Annotated in this window: 17 protein-coding genes and 1 pseudogene; 4 read left to right on the top strand and 14 right to left on the bottom strand. The window is 39.0% G+C overall.

The features are described 5' to 3' along the window. Positions 1-115 precede the first annotated feature (115 nt). A pseudogene (locus HMPREF0501_RS09335) lies at positions 116-679 on the bottom strand (DNA/RNA non-specific endonuclease); the annotation flags it as partial. Positions 680-908: 229 nt separating this feature from the next. Here HMPREF0501_RS09335 and HMPREF0501_RS00830 point away from each other — a divergent pair. Beyond that, on the top strand, positions 909-1,094 hold the full coding sequence (locus tag HMPREF0501_RS00830) for a hypothetical protein (protein WP_006915887.1): 186 nt from the start codon (positions 909-911) through the stop codon (positions 1,092-1,094). Between the two features lie 15 nt (positions 1,095-1,109). Next, positions 1,110-1,481, top strand: a complete 372-nt coding sequence (mscL, locus tag HMPREF0501_RS00825; RefSeq protein ID WP_006915886.1) for a large-conductance mechanosensitive channel protein MscL — start codon at positions 1,110-1,112, stop codon at positions 1,479-1,481. Positions 1,482-1,525: 44 nt separating this feature from the next. On the opposite strand, the gene HMPREF0501_RS00820 is transcribed toward mscL, so the two are convergent. The 10 genes from HMPREF0501_RS00820 to HMPREF0501_RS00775 form a co-directional block, all read right to left on the bottom strand. Further along, positions 1,526-2,905, bottom strand: coding sequence for a hypothetical protein (locus HMPREF0501_RS00820; RefSeq protein ID WP_050755730.1), 1,380 nt, complete (start codon positions 2,903-2,905; stop codon positions 1,526-1,528). A 16-nt stretch (positions 2,906-2,921) separates the two neighbouring features. After that, positions 2,922-3,416 carry a YbhB/YbcL family Raf kinase inhibitor-like protein gene (locus HMPREF0501_RS00815; RefSeq protein ID WP_006915884.1) on the bottom strand — a complete coding sequence of 165 codons (495 nt, stop codon included), beginning with the start codon at positions 3,414-3,416 and terminating at the stop codon, positions 2,922-2,924. Between the two features lie 13 nt (positions 3,417-3,429). Continuing rightward, positions 3,430-4,269, bottom strand: a complete 840-nt coding sequence (locus tag HMPREF0501_RS00810) for an alpha/beta hydrolase (RefSeq protein ID WP_006915883.1) — start codon at positions 4,267-4,269, stop codon at positions 3,430-3,432. Beyond that, a complete protein-coding gene (locus HMPREF0501_RS00805) occupies positions 4,266-4,694 on the bottom strand; it encodes a cyclophilin-like fold protein (protein WP_050755729.1) in 429 nt (142 codons plus the stop codon). Before HMPREF0501_RS00805 ends, HMPREF0501_RS00810 begins: the two co-directional genes overlap by 4 nt. A gap of 57 nt (positions 4,695-4,751) precedes the next feature. Next, a complete protein-coding gene (locus HMPREF0501_RS00800) occupies positions 4,752-5,495 on the bottom strand; it encodes an SDR family oxidoreductase (RefSeq protein ID WP_006915881.1) in 744 nt (247 codons plus the stop codon). A gap of 149 nt (positions 5,496-5,644) precedes the next feature. After that, a complete protein-coding gene (locus tag HMPREF0501_RS00795) occupies positions 5,645-6,412 on the bottom strand; it encodes an SDR family NAD(P)-dependent oxidoreductase (RefSeq protein WP_006915880.1) in 768 nt (255 codons plus the stop codon). 34 nt (positions 6,413-6,446) lie between these two features. Beyond that, positions 6,447-6,809, bottom strand: a complete 363-nt coding sequence (locus HMPREF0501_RS00790) for a cyclophilin-like fold protein (protein WP_040455521.1) — start codon at positions 6,807-6,809, stop codon at positions 6,447-6,449. Between the two features lie 21 nt (positions 6,810-6,830). Then, positions 6,831-7,166 (bottom strand): hypothetical protein, encoded by a 336-nt coding sequence (locus HMPREF0501_RS00785; protein WP_050755728.1) that lies wholly within the window; start codon positions 7,164-7,166, stop codon positions 6,831-6,833. After that, positions 7,163-7,648 carry a flavodoxin gene (locus HMPREF0501_RS00780; protein ID WP_006915877.1) on the bottom strand — a complete coding sequence of 162 codons (486 nt, stop codon included), beginning with the start codon at positions 7,646-7,648 and terminating at the stop codon, positions 7,163-7,165. Before HMPREF0501_RS00780 ends, HMPREF0501_RS00785 begins: the two co-directional genes overlap by 4 nt. Before the next feature lie 97 nt (positions 7,649-7,745). Next, a complete protein-coding gene (locus tag HMPREF0501_RS00775; RefSeq protein WP_006915876.1) occupies positions 7,746-8,381 on the bottom strand; it encodes an NAD(P)H-binding protein in 636 nt (211 codons plus the stop codon). A 113-nt stretch (positions 8,382-8,494) separates the two neighbouring features. Between HMPREF0501_RS00775 and HMPREF0501_RS00770 the strand changes: the two genes are divergently transcribed. Further along, complete coding sequence (locus tag HMPREF0501_RS00770) at positions 8,495-9,385, top strand: LysR family transcriptional regulator (protein WP_006915875.1); 891 nt, start codon at positions 8,495-8,497, stop codon at positions 9,383-9,385. Positions 9,386-9,450: 65 nt separating this feature from the next. On the opposite strand, the gene HMPREF0501_RS08995 is transcribed toward HMPREF0501_RS00770, so the two are convergent. Both HMPREF0501_RS08995 and HMPREF0501_RS00765 read right to left on the bottom strand, forming a co-directional pair. Then, positions 9,451-9,603, bottom strand: coding sequence for a hypothetical protein (locus HMPREF0501_RS08995; RefSeq protein ID WP_006915874.1), 153 nt, complete (start codon positions 9,601-9,603; stop codon positions 9,451-9,453). A 106-nt stretch (positions 9,604-9,709) separates the two neighbouring features. Continuing rightward, positions 9,710-10,507, bottom strand: a complete 798-nt coding sequence (locus HMPREF0501_RS00765) for a MerR family transcriptional regulator (RefSeq protein WP_040455515.1) — start codon at positions 10,505-10,507, stop codon at positions 9,710-9,712. A gap of 75 nt (positions 10,508-10,582) precedes the next feature. On the opposite strand from HMPREF0501_RS00765, the gene HMPREF0501_RS00760 reads away from it, so the two are divergent. Next, positions 10,583-11,443 carry an arginase family protein gene (locus HMPREF0501_RS00760; RefSeq protein WP_006915872.1) on the top strand — a complete coding sequence of 287 codons (861 nt, stop codon included), beginning with the start codon at positions 10,583-10,585 and terminating at the stop codon, positions 11,441-11,443. Between the two features lie 172 nt (positions 11,444-11,615). Here the strand turns inward: HMPREF0501_RS00760 and HMPREF0501_RS00755 are convergent, their stop codons facing one another. Next, the gene (locus HMPREF0501_RS00755) at positions 11,616-12,137 is read right to left on the bottom strand and encodes a DapH/DapD/GlmU-related protein (protein ID WP_006915871.1); all 522 of its coding nucleotides are present in this window, start codon (positions 12,135-12,137) and stop codon (positions 11,616-11,618) included. Positions 12,138-12,190 lie beyond the last annotated feature (53 nt).

Here is a 12,190-nt window from a genome sequence, read left to right as displayed (position 1 = left end):
TGTGACCACTTGGTGTTACATACACCGTTTGATTTTGGTTATCATCAGATCCTGAATTGACGGAAACTGAATTACTGGACACCGTAGTAGTTGCACTTTCTTGCTGACCATTAATTACCTGGCTGGTTCCATCATCATAATTAATATTGACACCATCTTGAACATTGAAAATGTAGACATTAAAGCTGACCGCATCACTACCCACTGACTGTCCTTGCATGTGAACGCCACGGGCCACCTTTTCTGAGCCCCGATAAACTGGTGTAACCTGATAACGGACATACTGATTTGGATGACTCTTTAAGAAGCTGGCCACCTGATCTTCATACTTCAGCATCGCCGGATCATTTAATGAGCGGGTACCAGTAATTAGATTTTTCCAGTTGTTATTCTGACCACTAAGCTGATAACCAATCAAATGCGACCGATTGTAAAGGTATTTACCATTCACTTTCTTATTATGCCAGCCACTCGGGTTAACATGGAGTGGCTCGCGCTTTGCAGTTGGCATCATGGACTTATTTAGTAATCCGTCTGCTCCTGTCGCGCGGTTGTATTGATCCAAGGATGCATACTTTTGCCAACTCCCCTTGCTCGTGTCAAGATCATCACTGGTAAAAGTTGGTTGATTATTATTTAACACAATCACCTGCTGTCCTTGATAATCAAGATTGGCCAATTGCTTTTCATCCACCGTTAAATGGTGTTTTTTGGCTGCCAAAGCCGTGACCTGTGATGATGGTTCAAGCTGAGTAGCAATTGGTGCTTGAATACCAATCCCAAGCGCTAAGATTCCAACACTAATTTTAGTTAACCATTGCCGATAATTCATAAATTCACTTCCCTAAATTAATAATTTAATGGTAGCATATTAATACAAACAAAACATTCAGAAAGGAAGTTTTATTATGAGTAAATCAAATCAAGAGCTAGCGGTTGAATTAACCATTGCCATGCTTCAACACAATGCAACCGTTAAGACTAGTATGGACGATCCAGAAGCCAAAAAGCTAACCAATGCAGTGGCGGTTGGTCAAAATTATAAGTACTTACTTGGAGTTTTAAATAACGATATCGACCCCTTCCAAAAGTAGTTAAGGAGTCTCATCATGATTAAAGAATTTAAAGAGTTTATTAGTCGGGGTAATGTCATGGACATGGCCGTCGGGGTAATTATTGGGGCGGCTTTTACCTCCATCGTTAATTCGCTCGTGAACAATATTATTAACCCGTTTATCGGGATCTTTGTGGGAAAAATTGACCTGTCCAACCTCACTTGGAAAGTTGGCGGGGCCACGTTCAAATTTGGTGTTTTTATTAATGCCGTAATTAACTTTTTGATCATCGCCTTTGTGGTTTTCTTGTTGGTTAAAATGGTTAACAAGTTATTTCCTAAAAAACTAGCAGATCCAGAACCAGCCCAGCCCAGTGCTGAAGAATCACTTGCGAAGATCGTCAAAATGCTTGAAGAAAAACAATAGTAAGATCAAATTAGGCCCAAAGTTCGGTGAACTTTGGGTCATTTTTAAATCAAAATTGAATATCCAGCAATAAAAATCAAGCTAACCACTAAAAGAAGCAGACAGTATTTTCCATTCCATTTTAAAGAAATGGTGGTTGAACTAATGCCCAGAATATTTGCAATCACGACCACAATTCCAGCAAATGGTGACATCATGTACGCTAATACACTACCAATATTGAGAGCTAAAGCAATTGCCAAAGCATTAAATGGCAAACTAATTCCCATCATTATCTGGCCCAATAACGTTACTGAAGCGAGCGGATGCACACCAACTAGGGATAAACCAACAACTAAGAGTGGAATTGAGGCTAACGCTCCCCATGATAAATACCCGATGGCCGGGGCCAATCCTTGACCGATTGTTTTAGATACCTGCGAATGTTCAAAGACATTTGAAAATAAACCAATTGCCACGAAAAACGGTGCTAGGCTACCACCACGTAATAGCCCACTTTGCAAGTATTTTTTGCCAGCCTTAATAGTTTGCTGATGATCACGATCGCTCGCCTGTAAAACTAGTAACCAAAGCAAAATAACAACTAGTCCAGCTAATGCTACGTCTGTCATGGCCTCACCAATTTTAAGATGAATCAAAGTAAAAGCAATCAGCAACAATGCCACTACTGCTAATCCAATTTGAAAGACCTTTAACGTTGCTTGCTTTGTGTCGGCTGGGCTTTTAATATCCTGATGTTCTTTTTTGGCTGAAAGCACATGTAGTTCAAACACCCAAGCCATCAAGAGACCCAATAATCCTATAACAAAACTGGGGCCAAACAGCTTTTGGAGCGATACATGTGTAATGGTACTAATCAGAAAAATCGTCGCTGCCCCAGGTGCCCACAACGTTCCCAAGGTAAAGGAACGACTAATGGCAACTGACGAAAAATGATAATATTGATCTCCAAGCCGTTGCTTTATCGTTGGGCCTAAAATCGAATAAACAATTGGCACGGTTCCCATTGAAAGAATACTTGAAAGTAAAAATGTAATTAGCATTGTAAAACCAAATAAACTGCGGTTCGTTGGTAATTTTCCATTAATAAGTGTCACAATTGAGCTTTGATAACGCCCCACCGTAATTGGAATAGTAAACAATTGCATGACGATTAACAACACTATCAGATTATCCATTGAATTCACAGCATTAATTACTCTAACTAAGGTAAAGTGATCATACCGAGCAATTATCAATCCAAGTAGCAAAAAAATGCCGGTTGCCCATTTAAAAGCACTGCCTAAATGGTGAAAGCCACAAATCAGCACCAATAGTGAAACAATTGCTAATGCCACTGCAAACCGGTTAGCAAAAATCAAATTGAGAATACTTATAATTACCAAAAGAATTAATAAAATTCTTTCACAATTTTTAACTGTCACTTTGATGTTTCCCCTTTTAATCGCGCGCATTTACTATTAATTCTGTTTTAGTTAATATCTTCCCGGCCAGTTCATCCCGGAAATCATTATAGAAAAATTTATCCTTTACATTCACCACCTGACTTAATGCATAAATTGTTAGAGTATAGCGGTGCGGCTTTTCAGGCGGCATGGGACCAGTATAGTGACTAATAACGTATTCATCATCTACACCGTAAAATCGTGAAGCCCACGTATTCATTCCTTGTGGGCCTTCAAAAACACTACTAAAATCTTCCGTAATACTTTGAACAGGCAGGTTTGTCGCTAACCAATGGATAAACGGAAAGCCCGTTCGTGGAACTGCATCATAGTCAATTAGCGATAATGCTAAGCACTCAGTTCTTTCAGGTACATCCGTTATTTTAATAGGAAATGATACGACTGGTTGGCCGGCTCTTTTTATAGCCGAATATTTAGAATACTTATCTGGTAAATACCCATCTGTAGTTAGTGGCACACTTATTTTCATTGATGAATCCCTCCTACTTTGACCATAAAAAGTTAATTAATGCTTGATCAACTTGTCGATTACTATGTAATTTACTGTGTTGCGCTTGCTTACCAGCAAATTTCTTTTCTTGATAAGATGCAGCCCGTCCAGCAACTAAATAGCGCATTGTCTTTGACGATTCATTCGTTACTTGGCCATCTGAACCATCGCCGATATCACCATACATATTTAATACCTTGGCTGACTTTGGATAAATGCTACGCAATCCTAGTAACTGTCGATAAGCAGGGCTCATCTTATTAGGTTGACCAGTATGAGAATCTATCTCTAGACCACTTGGTAAATCACGGCCCTTGATCCCATCAAAATGGCCGGCAATTGCCACCTGTTTATTTAGCTGTGGCAATTTTTGATTATGAGTATGATCTAATAAGTAGAAACTAATCGACATGTTACCCATCGAATGACCAACCAAGTTAATTTGTTTAAAATGGTAAGTATTTTGAAGTTTTTCAATTACGTTGAATGCATACTTACCATCTTGGTGATAATCACTATTTTTGTTATCTGCATAATTAACCATAACGATTTGATTATTGGCGTGGTGCGGAATCTTTCCGACCAAAGTTACTTGACCTTTCTGATTAACATTAGCGTGGATCACGGTGTTAGTAACTCCTGCCCGTTTAGCCGCATTAACCATATGTTGTTCTGCATGCGCGCTACTCCCCCAACCATGAAAGAAGATCGTTGGAGTTGAGGACTTAATATATTTACCACTATTTGAATGAATCATTCCTTGTTCATAACAAATCCCTAAGATAATTGCTAAACCAAGAATAACAATTCCTGTGATTCGTAACTTTTTCATTTTGATTCCTCCGACAATTCAATTGTGATGTTAACCGTTAAAGGTAATTGCGCAATTTTATCAATGTCTTCTTTATTTACTAATTGTCCTAAATTAACTTCCTGGTAGCGGTCTTCATTATTAGCGCCACGTAAAAACAGGGCAAACCAGTCGCCACTAATGTCAAAAGCAAGATCGCCATCAAACCAACCACTTTGAACATCGTCTTCACGATATGGTAAATGATCCATGATACCACAGTAATCATGCATTCCTTGGTTTACCGTAATTGTATAGGGAAGCTTCTTAATCAACGCTTGTGCGGCTTGAGAATCGTTGAGCACCGCTGGAAACGTTTGACCGTTTATAATCAAATTTACTGCCGTTGGCTTTTCAACAGCTATGATCCGGTTATCTATTGCTGAAGTGTGATGGTTTTTAATCATTATTTTCTCTCCTTGTAGAAAAATAAGGTTGAGCTTCTCACTCAGCCTCATAAATCATTATGCTTGGTTAGTTGGGTAAATTGTAAATTCAGAAATATCAACATCTTCCGGTTGATCAATTGCGAAGTTAACAACCCGTGCAATGGCATCTGGTGAAATCCCATGTTGCTTGTAAAAGTTCTTCATGTTAGAAGCAGTCTGTTCATCACCGATGTGGTCAAGCAATTCAGTATTAATTGCAGCTGGGTAAAGGGTGGTTGTCCGGATATTCGTCCCTTCGTTAGCACTTTCCATCCGCGTAACTTCCATCGCGTTCTTAACGGCAAACTTAGTAGCACCGTAAACACCAGAGCCAACGTAATTCTTAAGGCCAGCAACTGATGAGGTCGTAATAATGTGACCATGCTTTTGGGCAGTAAAGATTGGCATTACCGCAGCAATTCCGTTCAGAACCCCTTTGATATTAACGTCAATCATCTTATTCCATTCATCAGTCCGTACTGCACTCATTGGTGAATTTGGCATGATTCCGGCATTATTAAAGATAACGTCAACCTGACCGAAACTATCTTGGGCTGCCTTTACTAACGCTTCAACTTCTTCTGGCTTTGTCACATCCACGGTTCGATAGTCTGCTCGTCCTCCATTGACGTTGATTTCGTTGGCAATCTTGTAAAGTCGGTCTTCACGACGGGCGCCAAGCATTACCATTGCTCCGTTAGCAGCTAATAACTTAGCTGTGGCTTCGCCAATTCCTGAAGATGCACCTGTAATTACTACTACTTTTCCTTTAACCGCCATAATTAAATTCCTCCTTAAAATGATTACTTTGTATTATCTCTTTCAACACTATTCATCTTAAATCCTTAGCAAGATTAATAGAATCGCCGATGATTTAATATTATATTAACTATTGGTTGATACTCATCGACATATCATTAGCAGATCGACTAGTGGATAGTATAGCCACCATCGACAGCCAGTGCTTGTCCAACAATATAACTTGCGGAATTAGAACATAAGAAAAGCACTGCATCCGCAATCTCATCTGGTTCAGCTAATCGGCCTTCTGGAATATCTCGGATATATTCATCCATTGCGTGTTTTTCAGTCTTCATCATTCGATCAACCATTGGTGTATGAATCACTCCTGGGCAAACCGCATTGACGTTAATTCCCTGATCTGCATATTCAAGGGCCGTACTCTTAGTCATCCCAAGCACCCCATGCTTAGAAGCGTGGTAAGCACTCCGTCCTGGTAATCCAACCAGGCCGCCCATTGATGAACAGTTAACGATCTTGCCACCTTCATTTTGCTTTGCCATTTGTCGTAATTCATATTTCATACAAAGAAAAACACCTTTAAGATTTGTATCCATTACTTTTTCATACTCATCTAAGGCTAGGTCAGCAGTGTTAGTAATGGGGCTTTGGATTCCGGCATTGTTATATGCAAAGTCTAACCGACCGAACTTTTCAACGGCAAATTCAACCATTTGGCGAACTTGTTCCTCATTAGCAACATCGACAGCGAATGAGTCAGCTTTATAACCTTGCTTCCGGAGAGCGGCTGCTTCATCTTTTGGCTCATGATGTCCTGCTAATACAACTGCTGCCCCAGCTTGGGCAAATTGTTGTGCTGCTGCTAGGCCAATCCCGGTCCGCGCTCCTGTAACAATTGCAACTTTGCCACTAAAATCATATTTAACCTCTGTCATCCTGATTCCTTCCTTCCGAATAGTTACTTCTAAATTAGGCTTTTAATCGAAAGGTAACGTCAGCTGAACCCAGCTTACTAAAGAAGCTCACGTCACTATCAATGTGACCAATTGGTTGTTGTTCAAAAATTTCACCATTTTGTTTGTATAGAATTACCAAACTCCCCATCGGCGGCCAGTAAGAGATGTCGCCAACTTTGTATGAACGATCTCTGGCATCATCGGTTGGCAGGCCACCACGACCATAGCGATGGCACATTTCACGTGCATAGAGGTTATCCATACTAATCGTAAATAGCATCCGTGAAATTAATTCACGTGTTGTCGCGTTATCTTCAAATTGGGCGGTTACTTTAATATCATTATTAATGATAACTTCGACTAATTGCTTACTCATTATAATCATCCTTTCTAGTGGTTATCGTGGATTTCTCGTCAAGACGTGATCGTAGTTAATCACCGTCATTTTATGGTTGTTCTGACTAAATCGAATCACTTCATCATATGGTGCCAAGGTAATTTCATGTTTGCCAGTTATTTTCCAAGTACCTTTATAAATATCCTTTTGTCCATGCTGGTTTTCCCGCCAATGATGGTTCTTGGTAAAGGTAATTTGTTGATGGATATCCTTATCACGGTAGTTAACCCAAACACCCACAACGTCATCAGTTGTTACACGTGAACTAGCTGCATGAGCAACTAGTGGAACACTCGCAAAAAAGAATAGTACAACTGCAATTACGATTCTTTTCATTTGATTACACCATCCTCTTTTAACCATTGTTTAATTTGGTCGATACTACTTGGAACCGCGTGGGTTTCCAAACGTAATCCTTGTTTGACAAGTGCAGTTGGCAAGAATTTCTTCGTGTCTTTTTCAGTATTCTCAATTCCGATATCCCCTGAAGTTGCAAATGGAATTACTGTTTTGCCACTAAAATCATAAGCATCCCAGAATGAGCGGATAACCATCGGTTCCCGGTACCACCAAATTGGATGACCAATCAATACCGTGTCATATTGATCCATATTAGAAACTTGATTCGTTAATGCCGGACGATAATCAGCCAATTGTTCCTTATGTGCCTGAATTGAACATGGATCATGCTCTTCTGGATAGAATTGACTCGTTTTAATTTCAAATAAGTCTCCTCCAGTTAGCTTTTGAATTGCTTCTGCAAACTCCTTACTGTGACCCCAGTGACTAAAATATGCGATTAAAATTTTATTTGCCATATTATTTTCCTCCCCTAGTTTTGTTTAGGTAAAACTACCGAAATGATAATGTAACTAACTACTAAAGTGATTAATGTTTGCATGTTAATTCCTCCAATCAGTAAAATAATGGTTTAGCCCATTTAGTATTCGGCTCAGCGACACCAACGCTTTGATAAGATGCTTTCTCCGGATCACTTACTATCTCAGCAATAAATTGTGCAGCGGCCTGACGAGTTAACTGTGTATCTAAAAAAGCCTGTCCTGCTGGAATGGTTTCATATTTTTCGTTACCATCCTGGTCATAGAGCCATGCTAAGCGCATTAAAGTGTAATTTAATCCACTATTTTTAATGACATCGGCTGCTTGGACTAGATTCCGGTTATTCCCCATCATCTTCTTATTCCATTCGCCAAAAGCACCAGTAACTTCATTTTCAATTCCCAATTCACTAATAGTGATTAACCGGTTAACATGATTGGCTTTCATCACAGTAACCACATTCTTATTTGCCTGAATAAATTGGCTAGTCGCCATAAAAACCAGTTCTTGGTTTTTTATTGCATGCTGAAGATCGGTGATGTTATTCCAATCGCCATTCATTACGTGAACTTTAGAATTACTTACTAGTTCTGTTAGCCGTTGGCGGCCATGACGGGCAAACAAAGTTAAAAAAACATCTTGATGGAGTAACTTTGGAATCAAGTAATGTGAGATATTACTCGTTGCACCCAAAATCAATATTCGTTTCACCTTAATGCCTCCTTGCTTCATTCGATGGTTTTATTATGCATCCAATATGATTGACAAGGAAGAAGCTCATCGTTAAGATGGTGTTAACTAATGGTTGATAGGAAGGCAAAACTATGGAAACCAATAATTTACAGACTTTTATTTCAGTCGTTCGCTCTGGGAGTTTCACAAAAACCGCCGAACAAAATTTCATTTCCAGTACTGCGGTAATGAAACAAATTAACCGACTGGAGCAAGAACTTGATACTAAGCTCTTTGATCGGTCCAGTACTGGTGTAACCCTGACCCCAAGCGGTAACGTCTTTTTGAAATACGCAGAAACCGTTCTTAAGTTAACTACGCAGGTATATACTGACTGCCATCAGTTAGATGGTACGATTCAAACCATTCGCCTAGGAACATCCCTTCTCCACCCAAGTATGCCCTTTATGCCCACCTGGAATCAGATTAAAGACCAACTACCAAATTACCAGCTACAAATTTTACAAATCCCAGGCGACTTAACTGCCAATAATCGTGAATATTCAATGCTTGGTCGCGAATGCGATATTATGATTGGAACATTTGATCAAGCCACTACCAGAAGTTTGGTAACTGCAATTCCACTGGGGACTTACCAATTTGGTATTGCGGTGCGGAGTGATAATCCGCTCGCTAGCAAAGAAGAACTGTCAATTGCGGACTTAAAGGGACAAACCCTTCTAATGGTACCAACCGGAGTCAGTGAAAAAAACGATCAATTACGTCAAGAGATTCTTGACACTGATCCGGAAATTACCATTAAGTACACCAATGGACGTTATGATATTAATGTCTTTAATCAGGCGGTTGATGAAAATGATGCCTTAATCAATGTAACTCCATGGAAAAATATTCATCCAAACTTAGTTACCATTCCCCTGAAAACAAGTATCGAAGTGGAATATGGAATTCTTGCACCGAAGCATGCTACTGGTAAGGTCAAGCACTTTATGGATCACGTTCATCAATTAATTCAACAATAAAAAAATCCGCTCATTTGAGGAGCCGTAACTCCTTCAATAAGCGGATTTTTTCTAATTTAGCTTTATTATTTACGTAAATTCATCACTAAACCAACCACAGCTTCACACAACATAGTGCCAGCCATCCAGTACATTCCCATCATCATATTGCCGGTAAAGGTAAAGTAAGCTGTAATCGCGTAGGCAACAACCCAAAGTACTCGCCAAAAAGTATTCATAATTTCCCTTCTCTCAAATCCGATTTTCGGTAAACCTAAATTTACTTCTTTCAGTATAACCCTTCAAGAAGAAATCTGCTAATAATCGGCTGCTTTTATTAACAGTCTACCCAACTTTAATCCGTAATTCAGTAATAAAGTTAGTACCATCATTCAAACGGCGATAATCTTGTGGATATGATTCCTCAATCACCATTAGACTTTCACTACCTTTTCCTCGATGCATATCTAATAATTGTCGATAGTAACTAAGATACTCAGCCCGTGACCATCTAAAAGCAATACATGCATAATATCCATCCTGCTTAATTGCCCCATCAACGTTATTCATAAGAGTCTTAAATTGAAACTGATAATGAATGTCATTAAGGCTGGAATACTCACTAACTGGGAAAATAAAGCCATATTCTAAATTAGGAACTTGTCCTAATGCAAGCAGTTGTTGGTCAAGGGTTGTTATTTCCTGATCAGGTTTATCAACTGGCGTAATAATATTTTTTATCGATTGCTGAAATATCAACTGGTTTACGTGCCGATAATAAACTCCCGCGCCCACTTTCTGTTCCAATAATTTGACAGTCTCAAATTGCCGCTTTTGAAATTGGGCCATTCGTAAGCGTTCTTTTTCTCGTTGAATATTTCCACGAATTACTTGTTCTTGCTTCTCCCAGAAGTCCGATAATAAATCAGGTTGCTCCATTACCTGCTTTATTTCCTGCAACGACAATCCGGTTTCTTGTAAATACTTAATCAACTTTAACCTAAATAATTGATCAGCTGTATAGTATCGATATCCGCTATCAATATCACGATGGGCCGCCCTTAATAAATTTAGACGGTCATATAAGCGTAGTGTTTGAACAGACGTCTGACCTAACTTGGCCATTTTCCCAATCGAAAACATAATTTTTCTCCTTGACTCTATTTTTACTATAGACTTTATCATGTACCCATAGGAAATTCAAAGGAGTTGACAACAATGGAAAAAACACTTCGATTAACTGTTCCTGATTGGCAAGCAGGACAAAATCCAGTCTATCGACTTGGTGCCGAAATTCTAACAACAATCGCACCAGAAAATTCTGAACAAGACTCTGCAACAGTTCGCATTCCTGACCAACCAGCCAAATTAGAAAAAGAAAATGGTGTCTTTGGGCAATCAATCGTCAAACAAAACGTGATTGATACAGCTGAAGTCATTCAAAAACACCATCCCAATAAAATTATTACTTTAGGTGGTAACTGTTTAGTATCACAAGCCCCCGTTGATTATTTAAATGGTTATTATAATGGTGATCTTGCTGTAATCTGGGTCGATGCCCATCCAGATATTTCAACACCTGAAATGTTTTATAACGAACATGCAATGGTGTTAGGAAATTTACTAAATGCTGGTGATCCCGCTTTAGCCAGCCTTGTTCAGCATCCAATTTCAGCAGATCAAGTCTTTTATCCAGCCTTGTCGGAACCATTACCGCATGAAAAGGACGAACTAAAGCGGCTCGGTATTTCATATCAACCGCAAGTCACTAATACAATTGACTTCTCCGCAACTGTAGACTGGCTTGAGAAGCATAATTTTAAGAAGGTCTTCGTTCACTTTGACATTGACGTAATGGATCCAAAAAGCTTTTATGCAACTTTCTTTAATGATCCAGCACTTAGCCAAATTGAAATTCCAGATAATGCAGCAATTGGTAAAATCACTCAGAAAAGCGCCTGGAACTATGTCAGCCAATTAAGTCAAAAATACGACCTAGTTGGTTTAACGATTGCTGAGTACATGCCCTGGAGCGCACTGCAAATGCAGAATTTAATGAAAAATATCCAAATATTCTAAATAAGACATCCAACATAATCTTTTTACGTTATTCATTGAAAATATGAACAGTTTGTTATATAAATGGACTCTAGCTCGCTTTTGTGAACTAGAGTCCATTTTGGTTTAAAGTTCAACAATCTCTCCGGATTATCTCTGCTTGTTGATTAAAGTAATAATGTCCTTAATTTTTCTAAATTCTTTTAATTACTTTTGCTGGTACTCCAGCGACAACCGTATTTGCAGGGACATCCTTTGTTACAACTGCACCAGCCGCAACTACTGCATTCTGTCCAACTGTCACACCAGGTAGAATCGTTGAATTAGCACCCAACCATGCATTTTTATCAATATATACCGGCTTCATTTCAACAGTGTGTCTCTTTTGTGGATCTAGCGGGTGGTTAACCGAAATAATCGTGGCATTGGGACCAACTAAAACATTATCGGCCAATTCAATCCCGCCAAGGTCGGTAAACATTACTCCACTATTGATAAAAACACCTTTGCCAATTTTCAAGTTTGCGCCGTAGTCACTACGAATTGGCAGACGAATTTCAACCGAGTCGTCAATTTTATGCCCTGTAATTTTACCAATAACTTCACGAATTTCTTCTTGAGTTGCTGCACTACTATTTAATTTTTGAAGGATGTCCTGCGTTTTTAATGCTGTTTTAGTAATCTCTTTTATTTGTTCAATATTTGCTTTCTCCATTTATATCCCTCATTTCATTGATTGTATATATCATACTTGCTCTCCTCAAAGAT

This window comes from Limosilactobacillus coleohominis 101-4-CHN, from assembly GCF_000161935.1.
GTDB lineage: Bacteria > Bacillota > Bacilli > Lactobacillales > Lactobacillaceae > Limosilactobacillus > Limosilactobacillus coleohominis_A.
This window is presented reverse-complemented; position numbering and strand designations above follow the sequence as displayed.